This window comes from Bacteroides sp. AF39-16AC, from assembly GCF_003602735.1.
In the GTDB taxonomy this organism is placed as follows: Bacteria; Bacteroidota; Bacteroidia; order Bacteroidales; family Bacteroidaceae; genus Bacteroides; species Bacteroides uniformis.
Window position 1 is genome coordinate 107437 of sequence record NZ_QTLN01000005.1, and the last position, 23469, is coordinate 130905.

15 protein-coding genes are annotated in these 23469 nt (G+C 52.0%); 5 read left to right on the forward strand and 10 right to left on the reverse strand.

All coding sequences use genetic code 11. From position 1 onward, the window contains the following. The first annotated feature begins 39 nt into the window (after positions 1 to 39). The 5 genes from DW039_RS06970 to DW039_RS06990 all read left to right on the forward strand — a co-directional run bounded on the left by DW039_RS06970 (position 40) and on the right by DW039_RS06990 (position 9560). Positions 40 to 3075 carry a TonB-dependent receptor gene (locus DW039_RS06970; RefSeq protein WP_057256305.1) on the forward strand — a complete coding sequence of 1012 codons (3036 nt, stop codon included), beginning with the start codon at positions 40 to 42 and terminating at the stop codon, positions 3073 to 3075. Positions 3076 to 3155: 80 nt separating this feature from the next. Then, positions 3156 to 4676 carry a RagB/SusD family nutrient uptake outer membrane protein gene (locus DW039_RS06975; RefSeq protein ID WP_009037721.1) on the forward strand — a complete coding sequence of 507 codons (1521 nt, stop codon included), beginning with the start codon at positions 3156 to 3158 and terminating at the stop codon, positions 4674 to 4676. Between the two features lie 271 nt (positions 4677 to 4947). Further along, a complete protein-coding gene (gene bglX / locus DW039_RS06980) occupies positions 4948 to 7278 on the forward strand; it encodes a beta-glucosidase BglX (protein WP_057256333.1) in 2331 nt (776 codons plus the stop codon). A 39-nt stretch (positions 7279 to 7317) separates the two neighbouring features. After that, positions 7318 to 8181 carry an endonuclease/exonuclease/phosphatase family protein gene (locus DW039_RS06985; RefSeq protein ID WP_008662722.1) on the forward strand — a complete coding sequence of 288 codons (864 nt, stop codon included), beginning with the start codon at positions 7318 to 7320 and terminating at the stop codon, positions 8179 to 8181. Positions 8182 to 8225: 44 nt separating this feature from the next. After that, positions 8226 to 9560 (forward strand): glucoamylase family protein, encoded by a 1335-nt coding sequence (locus DW039_RS06990; RefSeq protein ID WP_035447069.1) that lies wholly within the window; start codon positions 8226 to 8228, stop codon positions 9558 to 9560. A gap of 87 nt (positions 9561 to 9647) precedes the next feature. Here DW039_RS06990 and DW039_RS06995 read toward each other — a convergent pair whose 3' ends face one another. The 10 genes from DW039_RS06995 to DW039_RS07035 all read right to left on the reverse strand — a co-directional run bounded on the left by DW039_RS06995 (position 9648) and on the right by DW039_RS07035 (position 23464). Further along, positions 9648 to 12179: a TonB-dependent receptor domain-containing protein gene (locus DW039_RS06995; RefSeq protein WP_117922851.1), complete on the reverse strand. Its 2532-nt coding sequence runs from the start codon at positions 12177 to 12179 to the stop codon at positions 9648 to 9650. 150 nt (positions 12180 to 12329) lie between these two features. Then, complete coding sequence (locus DW039_RS07000) at positions 12330 to 13625, reverse strand: DUF4010 domain-containing protein (protein WP_022402137.1); 1296 nt, start codon at positions 13623 to 13625, stop codon at positions 12330 to 12332. A 34-nt stretch (positions 13626 to 13659) separates the two neighbouring features. Continuing rightward, the gene (locus DW039_RS07005) at positions 13660 to 14127 is read right to left on the reverse strand and encodes a CYTH domain-containing protein (RefSeq protein ID WP_005830347.1); all 468 of its coding nucleotides are present in this window, start codon (positions 14125 to 14127) and stop codon (positions 13660 to 13662) included. Positions 14128 to 14146: 19 nt separating this feature from the next. Continuing rightward, a complete protein-coding gene (locus DW039_RS21425; protein WP_005830349.1) occupies positions 14147 to 14281 on the reverse strand; it encodes a hypothetical protein in 135 nt (44 codons plus the stop codon). 80 nt (positions 14282 to 14361) lie between these two features. Then, positions 14362 to 15477 (reverse strand): peptide chain release factor 2, encoded by a 1116-nt coding sequence (gene prfB / locus DW039_RS07010; RefSeq protein WP_005830350.1) that lies wholly within the window; start codon positions 15475 to 15477, stop codon positions 14362 to 14364. A 114-nt stretch (positions 15478 to 15591) separates the two neighbouring features. Continuing rightward, on the reverse strand, positions 15592 to 16344 hold the full coding sequence (locus tag DW039_RS07015; RefSeq protein WP_022402138.1) for a carbohydrate-binding family 9-like protein: 753 nt from the start codon (positions 16342 to 16344) through the stop codon (positions 15592 to 15594). After that, entirely contained in the window at positions 16341 to 17744 is a 1404-nt protein-coding gene (locus tag DW039_RS07020; RefSeq protein ID WP_120381827.1) for a family 10 glycosylhydrolase, read from the reverse strand. The genes DW039_RS07015 and DW039_RS07020 overlap by 4 nt, the downstream gene beginning before the upstream one ends. 5 nt (positions 17745 to 17749) lie before the next feature. After that, positions 17750 to 18976: a DUF5009 domain-containing protein gene (locus DW039_RS07025; RefSeq protein ID WP_057097756.1), complete on the reverse strand. Its 1227-nt coding sequence runs from the start codon at positions 18974 to 18976 to the stop codon at positions 17750 to 17752. A gap of 11 nt (positions 18977 to 18987) precedes the next feature. Next, a complete protein-coding gene (locus tag DW039_RS07030; protein ID WP_005834585.1) occupies positions 18988 to 21438 on the reverse strand; it encodes a glycoside hydrolase family 9 protein in 2451 nt (816 codons plus the stop codon). A 424-nt stretch (positions 21439 to 21862) separates the two neighbouring features. After that, positions 21863 to 23464, reverse strand: a complete 1602-nt coding sequence (locus tag DW039_RS07035; protein ID WP_181989123.1) for a SusD/RagB family nutrient-binding outer membrane lipoprotein — start codon at positions 23462 to 23464, stop codon at positions 21863 to 21865. Between the last annotated feature and the right edge of the window lie 5 nt (positions 23465 to 23469).

Below are 23469 nucleotides of genomic sequence, written 5' to 3' on the forward strand. Positions count from 1 at the left end.
GGAGAAACTGAATGATTTATCCACTAAAAAATCAATGTAATGAAGAAGAACCTAAACCTTCCCAAGAAGAAAACCGGAAGACTGAGAAACCTATTTCTGACGGTGTGCCTGCTGGCAAGTACCGCCGCATCGGCGCAGGAGAAAACAGTAACCGGTACCGTGACCGATGCCCTGGGTGACCCGCTGATTGGTGCCACCGTATTGGTGCAGGGAACCTCCAATGGCGTGATTACCGACATAGACGGCCGGTACTCCATCCAGGCCACCCCGGAGAACACATTGGATTTTTCCTATGTAGGCATGGTGAAGCAAGCTGTCAAGGTAGGCAGCCAGTCGGTAATCAACGTCCAGATGAAAGACGACTCGCAGATGCTGGCCGAAACCGTTGTCATCGGTTATGGCAGCGCCAAGAAGCGAGACCTTACGGGCTCCATCACCAACATTAAAGGCGACGAAATCGCCAACAAGCCGGTGGTCAACCCCGTATCCGCACTGCAAGGAAAGATTGCCGGCGTGCAGGTGATAAACTCCGGCAAGGCAGGCTCCGACCCGGAAATCCGTGTACGCGGAACAAACTCCATCAACGGCTACAAGCCACTCTATGTGGTGGACGGACTGTTCAACGACAACATCAACTTCCTGAATCCGCAGGACATCGAATCCATGGAGATACTAAAAGACCCGTCGTCGCTCGCCATCTTCGGTGTGCGCGGTGCCAACGGCGTGATTATCATCACCACCAAGAAGGCGAAAGAGGGACAGACACGCGTCAATATCAACGGCTCGTTCGGTTTCAAGTCCGTCACCGACAAAATTGCACTGACGGATGCCGAAGGCTTCAAACTGCTGTACAACGAACAGTTGAGGAATGAAGGCAACCCGGAATACAACTTCTCGGACTGGACGGGAAACACCAACTGGCAGGATGAAATCTTCCAGACTGGGTTCATCACCAACAACAACATCAGCATCACGGGTGCCTCGGACAAGAACAGCTTCTATCTCGGTGCGGGCTATGCCTACGAACAAGGCAACATCAAGCACGAGAAGTACAGCAAGATTACGCTGAACATCAGCAACGACTATAAAGTGACGGACAACCTCAAGGTAGGTTTTCAATTCAACGGGGCACGCATGCTGCCCGCCGACACGAAGAGTGTGGCTACAGCCCTGCGCGCAGCTCCGGTGGCGCATGTATTCAACTCCGAGTACGGCCTCTACACCTCACTGCCCGGATTCCAGAAGGCACAGATGAACAACCCGATGGTGGACGTAGACCTGAAGGCGAATACCACGAAAGCCGAGAACTACCGTGGCTCGGGCAACGTGTACGGGCAATGGGATTTCCTGAAACACTTCCAGTTCAAGGCCATGTTCTCCCTGGACTATGCCTCGAACAGCACACGGACATACACCCCGGTTATCCAGGTATATGACGCAAGCGTCGAGGGAGACATAGCCACGCTGGGCAACGGCAAGACCGGAGTGTCCCAAGCCAAAGAAACGGAAATGAAGGTACAGAGCGACTATCTGCTGACCTACACCAACTCCTGGGGAGACCACAGCGTGACGGCCACAGCCGGTTTCACCACCTACTACAACAAGCTCGAGAATCTGAACGGCGCCCGTACCCAAGGGGTAGGCCTGGTCATTCCGGACAATCCCGACAAATGGTACGTAAGTATCGGCGACGCAGCCACCGCCACCAACGGCAGTACGCAGTGGGAGCGCTCCACCGTGTCCGTGCTGGCACGCGTGCTCTACAACTACAAGGGCAAGTACCTGTTCAACGGCTCCTACCGCCGCGACGGTTCTTCCGCCTTCTCCTACACCGGCAACCAGTGGCAGAACTTCTACTCCGTCGGCCTGGGCTGGCTGATGAGCGAGGAAGCATGGATGAAGGACATCACCTGGCTGGATATGCTGAAACTGAAAGGCTCATGGGGCACACTGGGCAACCAGAACCTGGACCGCGCCTATCCCGCCGAACCGTTGCTGACGAATGCCTACTCCGCCGTATTCGGCACCCCGTCCGCCATCTATCCGGGCTACCAGCTTGCCTACCTGCCCAACCCCAAACTGCGCTGGGAGAAGGTGGAAGCCTGGGAAGCCGGTGCAGAAGCCAACTTCCTCCGCAACCGCCTGCACTTTGAAGGCGTGTACTACAAGAAGAAAACCAAAGACCTGCTGGCCGAAGTGCCGGGCATCTCCGGAACCGTACCGGGTATCGGAAACCTCGGCTCCATCGAGAATTCGGGCGTAGAGCTGGCCCTAAGCTGGCGCGACCGGATAGGCGACTGGAACTACAACGTGGGGATGAACCTTGCCACCATCAAGAACAAGGTACTGAGCCTCGTGCAGGAAGGCTATTCCATCATAGCCGGAGACAAGCAGCAGAGCTACACAATGGCCGGATACCCCATCGGCTACTTCTACGGCTACAAGGTGGAAGGTGTCTACCAGACCCAGGAGGAGATTGAGCACTCTCCCAAGAACACGCTGGCAACCGTCACCCCGGGCGACCTGAAGTTCCGCGACGTGAACGGTGACGGTGAAATCACCACGGCAGACCGTACGATGATTGGTAATCCTACACCCGATGTCACCTACGGCTTCACGCTCGGCCTGGGCTACAAGAACTGGGAGCTGGCAGTAGACATGATGGGACAAGGCGGCAATCAGATTTACCGTACCTGGGACAACTACAACTGGAGCCAGTTCAACTTTATGGAGCAACGCATGGACCGCTGGCACGGTGAAGGGACCAGCAACACCCAGCCGCTGCTGAACACCAAGCATACCATCAACAACCTGAACTCCGAGTATTACATAGAGGACGGCTCGTTCTTCCGCATCCGTAACGTGTCGCTGGCATACAACTTCGACAAGGCGCTGATTTCGAAGATAGGCATGCAGGCGCTGAAGCTCTACGTGAACATACAGAACCTGAAGACGTGGAAGCACAACACCGGATATACCCCGGAACTGGGCGGAAGCGCCATCGCCTTCGGGGTGGACGACGGCAGTTATCCGATGCCGGCGATTTATACGTTCGGATTTAATCTGACGTTCTAAAAGCCTCTCCCCTAAAAAAGAGTAACTTCAAACCTCCCCCGACTCCTTCAAAGGGAACGGGGAATGAAAAATATAAATTTATGAAACTGATAAAATACATATTTACATTGCTGGTGGGTGCAACAGCCCTCTCACTGACATCCTGCAACGACTTCCTGGACCGCGATCCGCTGGGGCAGTTCACGGAAGATGACTCTCCCAACGCCCTTGTAGGCGGGAAGATATTCAACGTCTACTACCTGATGCGCTCGTACGACATCACTGCCGGTATTCCTGCTTTTATGGTGCACATGGTGCGCAGCGAGGACTCCGAGAAAGGCAGTGACGCCGGCGACGGCAGCAACGAGGCCGCCATGTGGGACGACTTCGAATACACTGCCTCCAACGGCCCTCTGAGTGCCTATTGGGGACAGAACTACAAAATCATCTACCAGTGCAACGAAATCCTGGACGACATTGAGAAGAGCGGACACAAGGACGACACCGAAGCCATCCGCAACCGTGGCGAAGCGCTCTTCTTCCGTGCCTGGTGCTACTTCAACCTGGTACGCGCCTTTGGCGAAGTGCCGCTGGTCACCATCAAGGTAGTGGAAGCCTCCGATGCCAACGTGCCCAAGACCACGGCGGAAAAGATATACGAACAGATTGACAAAGACCTGACCGAAGCCGAAGAATGCCTGCCCCTGCGGTGGGACAGCGACTACACGGGACGGCTGACCTGGGGCGCCGCACGCTCCCTGCACGCACGCACCTATATGATGCGGAACGATTGGGACAATATGTACACAGCCTCCACCGAAGTGATAAAATCGGGCATCTACAACCTGAATACACCGGTCGACAAAGTCTTCACCGTAGAAGGGGAGAATTGCGGTGAGAGCATCTTCGAACTGCAATGCGAAGCCACCGATGCCATGAAAGAGGACGCCAGCATCGGCAGCCAGTTCTGCCAGGTGCAAGGGGTGCGCGGAGCCGGCGAGTGGGACCTGGGATGGGGCTGGCACATGGCCACCAAACTGATGGGAGAAGCTTTTGAACCGGGCGACCCGCGCCGGAACGCCACATTGCTCTACTTCCGCCGCAGCACGGACGAGCCCATCACACCGGAGAATACCAACCAGCCTTATGGCGAGTCACCCGTATCCACCGCCATGGGTGCCTACTTCAACAAGAAGGCCTACACGGACCCGACACTGCGCCGCAAGTACACCCGCATGGGTTTCTGGGTAAACATCCGCCTCATCCGCTACCCGGACGTGCTGCTGATGGCTGCCGAAGCCGCCAACGAGAAAGGGCTGACGGGCGAAGCCGCCGGGTATCTGGAACAAGTACGCGCCCATGCCCGCGGCACACTGGCAGACGTGCTTCCGAAGGTAGAATCTGCCAGCCAGTCTGTGCTGCGTGACGCCATTCGCCACGAACGCCGCGTAGAGCTGGCACTGGAACCCGACCGCTTCTACGACCTCGTGCGCTGGGGCATTGCCAAAGAAGTGCTGCAAGCTGCCGGAAAGAATTACCAGGACAAGAATGCGCTGCTGCCTCTGCCCCAGACAGAGATAGACAAATCGAACGGAGTACTGGTGCAGAACCCCGACTATTGATACCCGGCCAAAGGAAACAGCCGACCCAATCAATGGCAAAAGGTCTATTTCATAACTTGCTTTCAATCAAAGCATTGCTACTGCAAAGAGCTGCAAACTTTTTGCAGTGGCACTGCAAAAGTGTTGCAGTAGCACTGCAAATCGTTTGCAGTATCACTGCAGAGAAATTGCAGCACCGTTGCAAAGAAGTCATAGCGCCACTGCAATAGAGTTACGGCAATCTAAAAACAATGAAGGGAACATACTTACAAACAATTAATTCAATATGAATATGAAGAAAATTTTCAAGAGAACAAGTCTGCTGCTCGCGACCGCTTTAATAGGCGTCACCGTGCAGGCGCAGAAGTCTCCGCAGGACATGGACCGCTTCATCGACGCACTGATGCGCCGGATGACTGTGGAAGAGAAAATCGGCCAGCTCAACCTGCCCGTGACCGGAGAAATCACCACCGGTCAGGCAAAGAGCAGCGACGTGGCCAAGAAGATTGAGCAGGGGCTCGTGGGAGGGCTTTTCAATCTGAAAGGAGTGGCCAAGATACGCGACGTACAGAAACTGGCCGTAGAGAACTCCCGCCTGGGCATCCCCCTGCTGTTCGGCATGGATGTGATACATGGCTATGAGACCATCTTCCCCATCCCCCTCGGCCTCTCCTGCACGTGGGACATGGCAGCCATCGGGCAGTCTGCCCGCATCGCCGCCATCGAAGCCAGTGCCGACGGCATCTCATGGACCTTCAGCCCGATGGTGGACATCAGCCGTGACCCGCGCTGGGGACGTGTATCCGAAGGTTCGGGCGAAGACCCGTTCCTCGGAGGCGCCATCGCCCGCGCCATGGTGTTGGGGTATCAGGGAAAAGACCTGAACGACCAACTGACACGGAACGACGAAATCATGGCATGCGTCAAGCACTTCGCACTGTACGGTGCCGGAGAAGCCGGACGCGACTACAACACCGTAGACATGAGCCGCAACCGCATGTTCAACGAATACATGTACCCCTATGAAGCAGCCGTCCGCGCCGGAGTGGGTAGTGTGATGGCCTCCTTCAACGAAGTGGACGGCGTGCCCGCCACCGCCAACCACTGGCTGATGACAAACGTGCTGCGCAAACAATGGGGCTTCAACGGTTTTGTGGTGACCGACTTTACCGGTATCTCCGAAATGGTGGAACACGGAATCGGCAACCTGCAGACCGTTTCCGCTCGTGCGCTCAACGCCGGTGTGGACATGGATATGGTGAGCGAAGGTTTCGTGGGCACGTTGAAAAAGTCGCTCACCGAAGGCAAAATAACCATGAAGACACTAGATGCAGCCTGCCGCCGCATCCTTGAAGCGAAATACAAGTTAGGGCTGTTCGATGACCCTTACAAATACTGCGACCTCAGCCGTCCCGCACGCGACATCTTCACCCGCGAGCACCGCGCCGCCGCACGCCGGATTGCCGCCGAAAGCTTTGTACTGCTGAAGAACGAACCTTTTGAGGGACAAGGCAAGCAGTCTTCTCGTCCCGTCCTTCCCTTAGAGAAGCAAGGCACCGTCGCCGTCATCGGCCCCCTGGGCAATACCCGCAGCAACATGCCCGGCACCTGGAGCGTTGCCGCACGCCTGGACGACTATCCCTCTCTGTACGAAGGATTGAAAGAAATGACAGCCGGCCGGGTGAACATCACCTACGCCAAAGGCAGCAACCTCATCGGTGATGTAGCCTACGAGGAACGCGCCACCCTATTCGGCCGATCGCTGGGCCGGGACAACCGTACGGATAAGGAACTGCTGGACGAAGCTTTGAAGGTGGCCTCCGGTGCCGACGTGATTGTAGCCGCCCTGGGCGAGTCTTCCGAAATGAGCGGTGAAAGCTCGAGCCGTACCGACCTCGACATCCCCGACGTGCAACGCACCCTGCTGGAGGCCTTGCTGAAGACCGGAAAGCCCGTTGTACTAACCCTCTTCACCGGCCGGCCGCTGACGCTCACCTGGGAGCAGGAACATGTGCCCGCCATCTTGAACGTATGGTTCGGTGGCAGTGAAGCGGCATACGCCATCGGCGACGTACTGTTCGGCGACGTGAACCCAAGCGGTAAGCTGACCATGACTTTCCCGAAGAACGTGGGGCAGATACCTTTATTCTATAACCACAAGAATACCGGTCGCCCGCTGGCTGCCGGCAATTGGTTCGAGAAGTTCCGCAGCAACTATCTGGATGTGGACAATGAACCGCTGTATCCCTTCGGATACGGACTCTCATACACCACTTTCCAGTACAGCGACATCGCCCTCAGTACCCCGGTCATGGGACAAAATGGCTCCACCACTGCCGTAGTCACCGTGACCAATACCGGCAAGCGTGACGGCGCAGAAGTCGTGCAGCTCTATATCCGCGACCTCGTAGGCAGCATTACCCGCCCCGTACGCGAGCTGAAAGGCTTTGAAAAGGTGTTCCTGAAAGCGGGCGAAAGCAAGACCGTATCCTTCAAGATTACCCCTGAGCTGCTCCGCTTCTACGACTACGACCTCAACCACGTGGCCGAGCCGGGAGATTTCGATGTGATGATAGGTGGCAGCAGCCAGGCAGAAAAGACAGCCCGACTGACACTGAAATAAAATAAAATATTTAATATTGCACTCTAAAAACAAGAAAACATGAGATATACTACTTTACTCCTTTGTTTTTGCAGCATTCTGCTCCTTGGCAGCTGCAAGAGCCAGCCCTCCGCACAGAACGGACAGCCGCTGGAAGTGATGACGTTCAATGTCCGCCTGGATATTCCTTCGGACAGTGTAAACAACTGGAATTACCGCAAGGGTGACGCCTGCCGTATGATAGCCTACTACAGCCCCGACTTGCTGGGCATGCAGGAAGTGCTTCACAACCAAATGGAAGACCTAAAACGCGGGCTGCCGCAATACACAGCACTCGGTGTGGGGCGCGACGACGGCAAGGAAGCAGGCGAATACTGCCCGATATTCTTCCGGACCGACCGATTTACACTGGTGGAATACGGTAATTTCTCCCTCAGCGAGCAACCCGAAACTATCGGCATCAAGGGCTGGGACGCTTCCTACAACCGTGTCACCACCTGGGCGATACTGCAGGAAAAGAACAACGGACAAAAGTTTGTATATTTCAACACCCATCTGGACAACGACGGAAAGACAGCCCGCAAAGAGGGCGTGCAACTCATTCTCGACAAAATCAAGGAGATAGCACCGGACATGCCCGCCATCATCACTGGTGACTTTAACTGTACGCCCGGTGAAGAACCTCTGCAAACGCTGGAAAAGGGAGGAATGGAAAATGCCGCAAAGACAGCTGCCGTCACCTACGGTCCGTCCTGGTCTTTCCATGACTTCGGCCGTCTGCCGGTGGAGGAACGCGTACTGCTGGACTATGTCTTCGTGACCAAAGGCGCAAAGATAGACCGCTACCGCGTTATCCAAGACAAACCGGAGAACAGCTACCTTTCCGACCACTGTCCTATACTTGTTGAATTGACCGTGCAATGAATATAGATAAGTAAATGATAAAAAAACAAGTAAGCATTGGTACAATGAAAATACAATACTGTTTATTATTGTTCCTGCTGTTGCTCGGTTTCACGCAATGCAAAAGCCCCGCCGCCAAAGAAGACCGGCTGAGCGACGATGCCCTGATGGACACCGTACAGCGCCGTACCTTCAACTACTTCTGGGAAGGTGCCGAGCCCAACAGCGGACTGGCACGCGAACGCATCCACATGGACGGTGTCTATCCGGAGAACGACCAGAACGTAATCACGTCCGGCGGAAGCGGCTTCGGCATCATGGCCATACTTGCCGGTATAGACCGCGGCTATGTCACCCGCCAGGAAGGGCTGGAACGAATGGAGAAAATCGTCTCCTTCCTCGAAACCGCCGACCGTTTCCACGGTGCCTACCCGCACTGGTGGTATGGCGATACGGGCAAGGTGAAACCCTTCGGGCAGAAAGACAATGGCGGCGACCTGGTAGAAACAGCCTTCATCATGCAGGCGCTGCTCTCCGTCCACCAGTACTACATCGACGGTTCGCCCGCCGAGCAAGCCCTCGCCGCCCGCATCGACAAGTTGTGGCGCGAAGTGGACTGGAACTTCTACCGCCAGAACGGCCAGAACGTGCTCTATTGGCACTGGAGTCCGGAATACGGTTGGGAAATGAACTTTCCCGTACACGGTTACAACGAATGCCTCATCATGTATATCCTTGCCGCCGCCTCGCCTACCCACGGCGTGCCTGCAGCAGTCTATCACGAGGGCTGGGCGCAGAACGGGGCCATTGTAGACCCTCATAAAGTGGAGAATATCGAGTTGCATCTGCGCTATCAAGGCACAGAAGCCGGACCGCTCTTCTGGGCACAATACTCGTTTCTCGGCCTCGACCCCATCGGGCTGAAGGATGAATACTGCGCCAACTACTTCGACGAGATGCGTAACCTGACGCTTGTGAACCGTGCCTACTGTGTCCGCAACCCCAAGCACTACAAAGGTTTCGGGCCCGACTGCTGGGGACTGACAGCCAGCTACTCCGTCAACGGATATGCCGCCCACGCTCCCAACGAACGCGACGACCAGGGAGTCATCTCTCCAACTGCCGCCTTGTCATCCATCGTCTATACCCCGGAACAGTCGTTGCAAGTGATGCGTCACCTCTACGAGATGGGAGATAAGGTCTTCGGCCCCTATGGCTTCTACGATGCTTTCAGCGAAACGGACAACTGGTATCCGCAGCGCTACCTCGCCATTGACCAGGGCCCGATAGCCGTCATGCTCGAGAATTATCGGTCGGGACTGCTGTGGAAGCTCTTCATGAGTCATCCGGATGTGCAGAAAGGGTTGAAGGAGTTGGGGTTCTCAACAGTCAGCAAGTAACTTACTATCATAAAAAATCCCCTTCTGAAACTTGTATTCTCTGATGAATAGCGAGGTACAAGTTTCAGAAGGGGATGTATTTACAACCTATTCACCGCCGCCACCGGAACCACTGCCACCGCTCTTCACATCATCATTGCTGATAGTGCGCGCAGCCTTTTTCACGCTTGCCTTCAACTCACCGATACGGTAGCTGACGCTTATGCCGAAGCGTTGGCGGCTGTACTTATAATTGCTTTCCCGTATAAAACCGCTGCCTTCGGTGGTGGAGCTTTGGTCCATATACTTCTTGAAGAAGTTGCTGGCAAAGGCAGACAAGGTGAGGCGCTTGTCCAGGAAGGACTTGTTGACGCTCAAGCCATAATCAAAGAAGCTGCTGCCCTTACCTTGCAGCATAATCCACGGCGTCTGTCCGAAGACATTCAGACTGATGCGCCAGTCATGGGGCAGCGTCTGCTGTGCACCGCCGTAGGCAAAGAGGCTCCAGCCATCGTTACGCATGCCTTCACTGCCCTCCAGATAAGAGTAATTGCCGCTCATGTTCATGTAGATACGTGTACGTGGAGTGGCATTCCAGTTGACGTAGCCGTTCACACTGGCATAACGGGTCTTGCCAATGTTGGCATAGGTAGAATAAAGCACATCCTTGCCCGTGGGATTCTTCAATCCCTCAATCTCCGTATCGGGCATGAGCCTTGTCACATTCTCAATACTGTTGTTGGTAAACGAGTAACGGGCCGAGATATTGATGTTGAACTTCTGTGTGAAGTTACTGTAACTCAAGTTGAAAGCATGGCTCTTCTCGCTGTCCAGCTCCGGATTACCCTGGCTGATGTAGGAGGGGTCCGTATCATTCAGATAAGGATTCAGAGACCAGATTCCCGGACGATAGATACGCATGTTGTATCCTAAACGCAGATTGGACATATCCGTCAGCTTGTAGCCGATGGAAGCGGAAGGCACTACGTCGTCAAAGTTCTTTGTGAAATCCTCACCGCGGCCCACCAGATACTTCACATCTTGGATGGTATGCTCGTAGCGTAATCCCAAACGGCCCGAAAGTCTCTTCACCTTCAGTCCATATCCCAGATAGGCGGCGATAATATCGTTCAAATGCTTGTAGTGTGAGCTCTGGTCCTTGTTGTATTCATACTTTCCGGTATCGTCCGCATCAAAACGGTCGTCTTCGGAGGAGTTGTTGCGCAGAATGTACTTGGCACCTGCCTCCAATGTATGCAGCTTGCCGATAGGCGTGGTATAGTCGGCCTGGAACGTATGCTCCGTGGTATTCTGCTCACCGTCGTTATGCTGGTTCTTCAAACGGTTCAGATAGTCTGCCCAATCGGGGTTATAGCCATTGTCTATTTCATATTCCGTATAGGAATCCGACGTTTGCGGACGGGTGTTTATCTTGTAGGAGAACGTCAGCATGCGGTCCTTGACCTTGAACAGACGCTGGTAGTCGATACCTCCGTCGATAGAATACCAGGAAGACTTGCTGCGGTTAAAGGCAGAATAACTGTAAATGGGAGCAGCGTTTATGTTCTCTGGAAAGGTGGCGATGTAGTCCGTAGAGCCGTTACTCTTATTCCCACCGCCCCAAAGTCCGAAAGACATGGTAACCAAGCGTAATGTATCTATTTCGTAGCTGGCCTCCATGCTGCCCGACTGGAAAGAACCGTGTCCCTTGTTGCTGCCGTCATAGTCCAGATTGGAAGAATTCTCCGTAACAGCTTCCGGTGTCACGTGCTGGCTGCCACTGCTGTAGTTGCGGGGCTGGTCGTTGTAATTGTAATTGTAGCGGGCGCTGACGGTCAGCTTTCCGCTCTTTATGGTACCGAATGCCCCGCCGCCTGCACCGCGGTTGCTGACGTTGGCACTGAACGTAGCCGTATAGCCTTCGAGTCCGCTGCCCACGGTGACGATGTTCAGAATACCGCCCACACCCTCGGCGTCATACTTGGGGCCGGGATTGGTTATCACTTCAATATGCTTGATACTGTTTGCAGGCATACTTTTCAGCACTTCCGTCGGGTTGTTGCTCATCATGTTGTTGGGCTTTCCGTTGACATATACCTTAAAGCTGCTACTCCCGTTCACCTGAATATTGTCCTCGCCATCCACCGTTACCAACGGTACCTTGCGAAGCATTTCCAGCACGGAGTTCGACTGGGCGTCAGGGTCATCCTGCACATTGTACTCTATCTTGTCAATATCTGCCTTCACCAGAGGCTTCTGTGCCACTATTTCCACCTGCCCCAGCTCATTGGAGGCATCTACGATATACAGCGTGCCGAAGTCCACCAGCTTCTCCCCTGCCTTCACAGAAAAGTCCTTCACGATGGGAGTACGTCCCACGGAAGTGATGGTCATCACGAAGTTGCCCGTACCGGGTACTTTCTCCTGGAACTGGCCTTTCATGTCCGTTACCAGCATTTTCAGCGCCTTTGCAGGGGCCTCTTTCTTCACGATTTTAATGGTAGCATAAGGTTCACCCTCCTGGGTGAGTGAGTCGAGCAAAATTCCTTTAACCTGGAAAGAAGTGTTTGCCGTGTTTTGCGCTGCAAGCAGTCCCGAAATCATCAGCATCCATAGCAGCACAGTCCATTTTGTTCTCATTGCGTTTTTATATTTAGTGACTATTCATGTTTATTGTCTTGGTATTAGACGTTTCCCGTTCGAGTTTTGTCACAATGAATTCGGCAAAAATAGCCCCTTTTTCATGCATTTACGAGACTTTCGGAGTTAAAAAAGCAAAAAGAAAGCAATTTAGAGAAAATAGAAGAAAAGTAACAGACAGATATTTGCGGCAATAACAGAGCCGAATCCCCCCAATATCCACGGCCGCAAAGGGCTTTTTCCACCGGCAAAGAATAACGCGTAGCACATGTTTACCGCTATATTGCTGACAATAGCCTGCATGCTACAAGCCGTAATCACCAGCACCGCCACACTGCCCGTTCCTTGAAGCAGGTTCAGGATGAAAGGAGTAATGTCACTGAACCCCGAAATGAAAGAGAGCAAGTTCAGTCCACCCGTGCCGGCATACACCAGCGTATAGTGGGTCAAGATAGTGAACACCACAAACAGCATGGCAAAAATCAGCGCTACCTTGAACTCCAACGGATTACTGCTGTCCTCGTCCTCCGTGGTCTGCGTGCCGTCGTCCACCCGTTTCCGCTTGGAATGCAGATACCATGCCACGGCTGCCGTTACCACCGACATTATCAGCAGGTAGGGATAAATGGTCAGTAGCGTCTCCCGGCTGAAAATACCTATCAATATCAAGAAACGGAGGAACATCATACTGACCGCCAACAACATGGCCGCCACATATTCGGGAGCATCCTGCACAGAAGCCTTACGGCTCTTTCGCGCCAGTACGGAAATGGTAGCCGTGCTGCTGTACAAGCCTCCCACGATGCCCGAAACCAGAATGCCCGACTCATGGAAGACGTAGCGCTTCAACAGATAAGAAAGGTAGGAAATGCCCGATACAACCACCGTGGCCAGCCAAATACTGTATGGCGTCAGGTTGATGCCGGGAATAAGGTTCTCATTGGGCAGCATCGGCAGGATAATGCCGCTGATGGCAAGGAACTTGGCAAGCGTAATCATCTCGTCGTTCTTCATGCGCTGGGCCAGTTCCGTGAAGGTGTGTTTCAGCTCGGTGAAGAGCAGGACGGTCACTATGACCATGACGTAGAACCACGACGGCTGCGTGGCCACAATGGGAGCAATGCAGTAGGTGATGAGTGCAATAATGATGGTGGTTACTCCGAACACATGGTACTGTGACTGCTTCACATAATAGTTCAGTCCGAGCAGCAGTCCCAGAATGGCTCCTCCTCCCATGAACAGACGATAGCCCGTAGGGTCGAGGATATAGAGCAGATAGCCCAGAATGCCTATAAAAGTGAAGGTGCGGTCGGTACCGAAAAGCGTAGTTTCCCCTTCGCGCTTCAAGCTGATTTTACGCTGTGAAAGCCCGATGAGTAAAGAGAATACAGTGACCAAAAGGAAGGTGACCAGTTCTCTTGGCAGGTAGTCGTAAAGTTTCTCCATGACGATTAAACAAGTACGGCATACAATTGGTTTGCTACCATGTGGTGAAAGGGTGTTTCATCAGTTGCGAGTTATAGTAGCGGACATCTCCCGTCACCTCCCGTCCGATGAATGCAGGTTTCACGAAAGGCTCGTCTTCCGAGGAGAGTTCCACCTCGGCCACAGTCAGTCCCTCATTCTCGCCATAGAATTCATCCACCTCAAAGACGTGCTGTCCGCTGCGCACCAGGTAACGGGTCTTGTCGATGACACCCGGTTCGCACAGCTTCAGCAATTCCCGCGCTTCGCACAGCGGAATTTCCTTTTCCCACTCGTAGCGGCTGGTTCCCGATTCATTGGATGCACCCTTGATGGTGAGAAATCCCCGTTCATCGCGGATGCGCACCCGTACTGTCCGTCCACGTACACTGCTGATGTATCCTTGTACGATACGGCTGTGTGCATACGCTTGTGGCTTGTATTCTCCCGTCACGAGGAATTTCCGTTCTATCTCCTGCGGCATGTCGTTTCCAGTGATTTTATCAGCCCCAGTAAGAGTAAGCCACAAACATGGCGATGACCAATACAATGGCTATTACTCCCATCGTCATCATCACTTTCTTGGCTTGTTGCTCTTCCTTCTGGCTGTGCATTGCTTTCTTTTTACTTTTTCCCATGGTGTGTTTTATAGTTTAAAGTTCAACGATGAACAAAGTAAGAAGAAATTCGGGAAGAATGCAAATGAAAGGGAGAAAATTTATTCGCCACTTCCTGCAAACTCCATCAGGTAAGCTTTGATAAAGCCGTCTATCTTTCCATCCATCACACCATTCACATCACTGGTCTGGAAGTTGGTACGGTGGTCCTTCACGCGGCGGTCGTCGAAGACGTAGCTACGAATCTGGCTACCCCATTCGATTTTCTTCTTACCGGCTTCCACCTTTGCCTGCTCGGCCATGCGGTGTTGGAGTTCCTTGTCGTAAAGCATGGAACGGAGAAGACGGAGAGCGTTCTCGCGGTTCTTGGGCTGGTCTCGTGTCTCGGTATTTTCAATCAGGATTTCTTCCTCTTCGCCCGTATATGGATCCTTATACTGATAGCGCAGACGGACACCGGACTCTACCTTATTGACGTTCTGTCCACCGGCGCCACCACTTCGGAAGGTATCCCATGACATGCGGGCAGGTTCGATGTTCACCTCGATGGTATCATCTACCAAGGGAGTGACAAACACGGATGCAAAAGAAGTCATACGCTTGCCCTGGGCATTGTAGGGCGAAACACGCACCAAGCGGTGTACACCGTTCTCACCTTTCAAGTAGCCGTAGGCATAATCACCGGAAATCTCGATGGTACAAGTCTTGATACCTGCCTCGTCTCCTTCCTGCAGGTTGGCGATGGTGGCCTTATAGCCGTGAGTCTCGGCATAGCGCAGATACATACGCATCAGCATGCTTGCCCAGTCCTGGCTCTCCGTACCACCGGCACCAGAGTTAATTTTCAGCACACAGTCCATCTGATCGGCTTCCTCGCGAAGCATATTCTTGAGTTCGAGGGCCTCGACAGCAGTGATTGCCTTGGCATAGGCATCGTCCACTTCCTCTTCAGTCACCAGTTCGTCTTTGTAAAAGTCGAAAGCCAGTTGTACCTCGTCAGTCAAGGTCTTTACCTCATTGTAGCCGGAAATCCATTGCTGCAAGCCTTTCACTTTCTTCATCTGAGCCTCGGCAGCCTTCTGGTCGTCCCAGAAACCGGGAGCCTGGGTGCGGAGCTGCTCTTCTTCCACCTGTATCTTCTTTCCTTCAATGTCCAGATAGCGGTTCAACGCCTCGGTACGTTCTTTGATATCTTTCAGTTGTTCTGCGGTAATCATATATGCATTTACAATTTAGGAAGTGCAAAGGTATAAAAAAACACATAATTCCGCAATTGTCAATCCAATAAGTAATGCTAACGGCAAATGATTCCACCAGAACACCCTAAAGATTTATTCAAAAGACAAGGTGCCGAAAAAGGCCGGACAGTGGAACATGGGGCGTTCCAGCCCGATAGGACTCCAAGAAAGGAAGTGGGGAGTCTGGAGTTTGTCACCACACTTGTAGAAATTCCCTTTCATTGTTTTTCCGTCCAGAGAACCGACGGAATGCTGGAAGAAAGCGGAAACGGGAATAACCATGACCAGTTCCCAGCTGCACTCGCCCAAACGTTCCTCGAAAGGTTCGCCGGCCAACGAGCTCCAACGTTTCACCATGCCCAGCACCTCCTGACTCGCCGTAGGACGGCGCTCATTGACTGCACCTCCCTGAATCAGCAGCCTGCCGGCGCAGTTACATTCGAAATTGTAATAGCGGTCGTCACCTTCGGGAGATACGAAGAATTCCACACAAGCATCTTCCCATACCCGGCCATTGTCTCCGGAGGCCACTGCACGCACACTGGCTTCCTTCACTTTGTAGTGAAGCAGGATTTCGCGCCCCGTATGGGCTATGCGGAAACTCACTTCCGGCTTGTAGGGATAATCTTTCCAGTTGACCACATCAAGGGGCTGAAACTCTATCCCGTTCTCGTCCAGCAAGGACGGCACAGCCTCACCTTCCGGTGAAGCCGTACACATTACTTTCTTTACGGACAAGCTCTTTCCACTCTGGGCATTGCAACAAACCATGCCTACCATTGAAAACACCAAGAGCAGAAGGAGTTTGCTCCCGTAATCTCTCACTATCATAAAACGTCCTTTCATTTCTTATTAGTAGAAGCCTTGTCTGCTACTGCTACATCCCAACCGGAAACAACGTCGCCGTAAAGATAGAATGTCACGTCAAAAGTAGTCTTGCTATTCTCATCCACCACTTGGTAGCAGCGTGTCGCGTCATAGGAATCCACCTCCTTGTACTCGCCCAATGCCAGCAGAGCCGGCTCTTCCTTGCCGGCAGCCTTGGCTATGATTTGCTGCATGCGTTCCTGCATCAGCTTCATAATGCCTTCATGCTTGAAGGGGTCGGGATCCGCCACTTCGGGATGGGTAGCCTTTATCACCCCGCCATTGGCGGCACGCACGGCTCTGACACTGTCCGTATAAGCCTTGAACTGCCTCTTCACCTCCGGAGAACGCAGTCCATGAATGGTAAATACGGCAATTCCCTGGGCGCCGTTGTTGAGAGCGGCATCCATGCATTCGAACATCATCGGGCCGTCGGTGGCGGTCATGCCGCAGTACAGTGTAGTCATATCGTTCTTGTCGCGTACATTCTCAACCGTACAGTCGGAAATGAAGCTGGCATCGCCCGTATAGAAGGTATGGTAAACCATCGGGAACACGATGTCGAGATTCCATTTGCCCCAGTCCTGGCGCACCATGCGTGAAGCCATCTTCGGGGTGGGGAACGGGGAGGCAGCCATTGTCTTGCCGTAGGAGTGCACCACTTCGGCAATCATATTGGCCACTTCGGTTATCTGGTCGCAACGGAACTGGCGCCACTTCACATCGAGGGAAGGGTCTTCCTGCTCGCGGGGGTCATAACCGTACTGCTCCTTGAACAACCTGAGCATTTCCGGATGGTAACCGTAATCCCACGCAGCGTATTCACGGTCCTGCACAATGCCATAATGGGGCCACAAGGTGGTGGGAAGCACCACATCCACAAAACGATGATAGTCGATGGCAATGCCATTCAAGCCTTCCACTTCGCAGTAGGCCTTGATTTTTTCCTTGATGAACTCGCGGACTTCGGGCAATGCCGGGCAGAGAAACTTGTAATAGCCTACATAGGCGGTAGTGTCTGCCAGGCTCTTGCCGTTACGATTCACGCTGAACCATTCGGGATGCTCCTTCAATATCTTGTCACGGTCGTGTTCCAGATTCATGGTCCATAACCAGGCATACACTTCGATTCCGTGTTTATGGGCAACCGGTATGGCAGCCCGGTAATCGTCGGGAGTCGGCGCATTCAGCATAATTCCATCCATGCCGATGTCGTTCATCACTTGGCAGATGGAGTCGAAGTTCATGCCGGGACGATAGTCCAGCCACGTCCAGAACATGGGATATTCCTTGGTTGTTTCCTTAGCTCCCTGCTGGCACGAGAACATGCCCAGCGCAAGGAACAGCAGCAAGAATGCAGGTAAAAAGCTCTTTTTCATTCTATCTAAATTTTAAGTTTAACATGCAGTTTTTCCATCACCCACGTAACGCCGATTACCACAAAGGCAAAACAAAGGCAGTTGACCAGCCCCATGAATCCATGTGTGAACCAGTCCGGCAGGACAACACCGGTCACATCAGCAAAGCCATAGAAGACATAAGGCACCAGATAAGTGGTCAGCGTAGCCGTTCCGGCAGGGCGTATCAGGTTGAACCAACCTGTGACCTGATGGCTGACCAGATAGCTGAGCAGTGTGTAGAGCCCCACGGAAATGGCAGTCACATAGAACACCCAGGGAGGAGTGCCACCCATCTTGGCCACAATCCAGAAATGGTGTGTCCCAATTCCGACCAGCAGAAGCAGAACGGCAACCGTCAGCCCATTGCGGAGTTTCCAGCCGTCACCCTTGCCGGCATAGCGGGCGCTGAGAATGGAAAGGATGACACCTCCCATTGTAAATGCGGGCAAAGCCCCGTTGCCGATATGCAGGATGGACAACATGCCCTGATAGAAGTTGCGTTCGGGAAAGGCAAGGATAGCCTCACCGCCAAAGCCCTCGCGCAAAGGCGTACCCAGCAGGCATATCAGGATAAAGGCACCCCAGGCAGGCAGCAGATACTGCAACCGGTCACGGCTGAAGATATAGATTACGGCACATACCAGATAGGTCCAGCCGATGGAGCCCAATATTCCCCAATAGGCACCGAATACACCTCCCTGCGGATTGCGGAACGTGAAGGCAAGGTAAAGGAGAACCAATACTCCGATTATTTTAAAAGCACGGAAAAGGTTCTTCTGAGTGCCGGAAGCCGGTTTCGGATATTGGTTCCACACACCGATAAAGCCTATGGCCATCAGGAACCAGTATACTCCTATCGGATAGGGAGCTTCCGGTAAAAGCCGGAACTCCGAGTTCGTTATAAACGCCCCCATCACCAGCAAGGCAAAGGTGCGGGAAAGGATATGCCCCAAGGTGGACTCTGCCGAGAAGCCCTTGGCATATCTGCGCTCAATGGCGTAAGGTATGGACATTCCCACTGCAAACAAAAAGCAGGGGAATACAATATCCGCCAGTCCCATAAAATCCTCACCATAGACGGCATGTTCCAGCCAATGGGGTACGTCATGCACTTTCCAGAAGTCATTGACGAAAATCATGATGAACATGGTCAATGCCCTCAGCATGTCGATGGCCAGGTTGCGCCGTGAATAAACAGTCTTGTCACTCATATCATCTTGCTTTAGAATTCAGAAACCAACATCAGCCATCTGGCTGCCGAAGAGCCCCACACCTCTTTATAAGTAGCCGTATTGAACTGTGGCCAATAGGGCGCGTCCTCATTGAAATAGGACTGCATGCCTACGGGTATCTCTCCCACCGTTTCTCCGGGCAATGCCGTGTAGAGCTGCGGATAGTTGCTGCCTTCCCCATAAATCATGGACTGCCCGAAAGGATTCCGGCCTACAACCCAGAAGAGCTGCTGTTCTGCAATGTCTTTCAGTTCCTTGTCCTTCAGTACCCTGGCACAGATAGCGGCAGCTTTACCGGTAGACAAATGTACGGCAATATTTCCCTTAAACGAGAACCAGACGGGGAATATGCGCAAATAATGCTCTTTATCCAGACGGATACCGTTTTCGAGCTGTTCCTCGAAATCCTTATCGGCACCGCTGCGAATCCCTACCTGAACGGCGTAGAAGTTGGCGGAATCCTTCACTTCATCTTTGTGATAGATGCCACTGGGCACCATTCCATAAGGATATACATACTTCATGATATTCTTCAGATAACCGCCATAGAGTTTCATGGCACGAATCCACTGCTCATACTCGGCATGGCCGGACTGTGTCTCGCAAAGGGCGGCAAGGGCTTCCATATAGGCATAGTCGCGGGACTGGTGGGTATAGTGTACAATGGACTTCCTGGCCAAATCACGGTAGAAGAAGCCGCAGGTCTTGTCTTTGTCTTTCAGCGGTTCGGTGCGCTGGCACTGCAAGGTGTAGCGGATAGCCTTCACGGCCTCATCGGCATACTGCTGTTCGCCGGTCAGCTTGTAGAGCATGCTGGCTGCCCATGAAATATTGGCGTGATACTGGCTTTCGGATGCCATGGCGGCATGTCCCCCACCCTTCTTTATCAGTTCGGCAAAGCCCAACTCATTAAAGCGTTTCATGGCATAACCGAAGTCTTCCTTTGCAATCTTTTTCAGATTGCTCCTGAGGGCTTCATCCTTCTCAACCATCATGGAGGCATACGCTTCAATTCCTGCAAGCAGGAAGTTTTCCAAAGCTCCGTTATGGACAAGCAGTTCACGGCGGCCGGCATCGTCGTCGGTGCCTACCTCACCGTCAGTCCATAGATTGGTACCCCATGTCTGTGCACGGTAACCATCGCCCAGCCGGGTCTTCATCACATAGTCCATTCCCCACAAAGCCTCTTCCATCAGGCGGTTGTACAAGTCGACATTGCCTTTTTCTTTGGCGCGTTCGGCCATCAAGAGCAAGGAATAGGCTATTTCTCCCGTCTGTAAGGTCTGTTGGGACATGTCGGCAGCATCGTGCCATCCTCCGTTTATAGGAATAATATGTCCGTTGTAAGTGGCATGCAAGTCATTATGACAAGCCCCGTGCTTTCCGGGAACGGGATAACCGCAACGCTCGCAGAACAGGAAGTTCACCATACGCCAGGCAGAATCCTCCCACACATCCTGATGGATATAGAAAGGCAAGGTGGTGACATCCCCTACCTGAATGACGTAACGGCCTTGTGTCTTGAAGTCCGAGAAGTCTATCGTCTCGAACTCTCCCAGGCCGGTCTTTTCCTTACGAACAGGACCGGTATAAACGATGGCCTGCGTAGCGGCATCCTTCAACTGGAACTGTCCGCCGTGCTTTTCCACATTGACAATGGCGCTTTTGGGGCTCTCTATACTATAACCGGTAGTAGAGAAGATAATGCGGTTCTGTGCAGGCATCCAGCCTTTTACGGTTTCCGGGTTCTCCACCTTCTGAAGTTCCACGGCATCTACATCGAAGCGAAGGAAGTCGCCCATAGTACGTTCTTTGCCGAACACTTCGATGGCAAATGAAATCTTGGTTACCTTGTCGCGCGCCAGTCCAGACATCTCGACGAAGCATTCGTTCCATTGGTTATTTTTCAGATTGATTTCGTGGTAGCCTTCCCGACCGTAAATGTCGGGTACTTTTATTTCTCCGTCATTCTCCACATAAAGGTTGAGGTAGATGCTGCGTGCTCCTTCGCACGTGGGATAGATATAGAACTTCAGGCGGTTGTAACCTTCCCAGTTCACACCTCCTATATCATAAGAGGCCATGCAAGTACCGCGTCCCAACCCCCAGCCGAGAATCTTTTCCGGATGGGCGGGCGCTTCCAGGCGCAGGCTGTACTTGCCGGACTTGCTCCGTTCGTCAGTCAAACCAATCTTACCGATGCCCTTGTGCGACCATTTGGAGAAATCCTCCATATCACACAGCATCACAGTTTCCAACACTTTCTTTTTCAAGCCGAATGTCTCGAAAGCCTTTGTCTCGTCGAGCGGCAACGGACTGTGCACGTAGCCCGTGCTGACGATGTCGGCTTTCAACTTTTCATCTACTTGGGCATGAAGCAAAACAGCCGGGGCACAAAGCAGACCGGTCAACAAGCAGAGAGGTTTAATGAGTTTCTTCATAATATATTTTTTAAGATTAAATCAGGCTATTGAAAAATGGGGTTCAGTAGCCTGATTGTGCTAAGTTAAGAATTCCCCTTTATAGTAAGAACCGACGAGAAGGTTCAAACCCTAATGTAAAAGCGCAGGTTATTAGTTAATTATTCTAAACCAAGTCAGTTCAGTCGTATACTGAATGCAGCGCATTATAATAACACTGATAATCAAGAAGCTGCAAAGCGAGTACAAAACATCGATAAATTACAACAAATTATTAAAATATCATTGTACTCACTTCGTAGCGGATACATAAAAGAATTTGGGTACGGTGACCCTATATCAATATAACATAAGGAGAAGTATGAAAAACAGATTTCATACTTCCCCTTAAAAAAACATGCTTCAAAAAGTCCTCATCACTTAATCTCTATGATAATAATGCGGATTAGAAGTTCGGTTTATCTACATCCCAGAAGATGCGAGTACCGCCATTGTCCGGTCCGCCCAACATTTCGACGGCTTTGGCATAACCGGTAGGATTATTGCCTTTTTCATTGATGGTGAAGGGTAAACGGCGTGGGCCAAGATCTGTATCAATCTCACCTTGACTGTAGTTCACCATTACCGGGAATAATTTGGGATAACCAGTGCGACGTATCTCAGCCCAGCCATTCATACCTTCAGGATAAATAGCAATCCAGCGTTGTGTGGCAATCTTAGCAAATTTTTCCTCGTTACTCAAAGACTCGTCCCATTTAGCAGTCACCTTGCTCTGGCCTTCAATGCTGGCAGCGGGAATAACGGGGTCTACATACGCTGCAGCAGTAGTCGTACTGCTTAAATAATCGCCCACAGCGGCTCCCCATTGTTCGAACGATGTCCGTATACCCTTTTCATACAAGCTCTGAGCGGTGCCCTTACCATTTACATCCCAACCACGCAAAGCAGCTTCGGCTTCCAACAAAATGGTTTCGGCAGCAGTTGCCAAAATAGCAGGAGAGGTTTCTGTCAAGTTGGGTCGACTTACAATCGCCTTATAGGCATCCGAAAACCCTTCTTCTTCCAGTCCTTTAATACCAAGACGAATACCAAAATATTCACTCTTGCTGTTCTGTGTAGCATACTTATCAAGACGCGCATCGCCCATACCAGACAAGATAGAAGGAATATTAGCACCTAAAACACCATCTCCATAGTTGAATGCAATACCGTAAAGCGGATTGACATAACCGTTTCCTGCAATGCCGAAATTAGCATCATTGGTTTCAATCAATCCATTACTATCGTTCATGGCAGCTTCCGCCTCACTTTTTGCCCAAGCAGCATCATACTTCACAATACGCATGGCCAAACGCAAACGAATGGTGTTACACAACTGCGCCCATTTGTTCAAGTTACCTCCATAGGCATAATCAAACATTATAAACGAAGCCACATCCTTTTCTTTAGCAGTACGCAGCACGTCTGCAGCTTCTTTCAATTCTTCAAAGAATTTTTTATAAGCATCCTGTCCTGAATCATACTCACCACCAGTAGCCGATTCGCCATAGTGAGAATAGATAATACATCCGTATTGGTCGGCAAGACGCGACATAGCTATTACGCGGCAGATGGTATTGATAGCCTCGAAATGGGCATACGTCTCCATATCGTCTTTGCACTTGTTGGTGATTTTCAAGCTTTCCACCATTACGTTTCTATAAGCATAATCCCAACAGTTGTCATTCCATCCTGCATTCATGGCATAGGTCACATTACTTACATTGCCGGCAAATGCAGTAGCCGTACTGATATAGCCTGACCACAAATCGGCATTCAAATTTTGAATAAGCTGATATTCCCATACATTGACACCTGCATTTTTATTATAATAGATAGACTGCATCATGGGAATGAAGTGCATACCAATGTAGTTGTTATCTTGTTTTAGTTCTTCATCGCTCACTCCCTTCGGATTAGTGTTCATATCCTCGAACGCTCCCGTACATGCCGAGAATAAGGTAGCTGCCAGCAGCGCTACAGCTGTAAGTCTAAATATATTTTTCATAATCA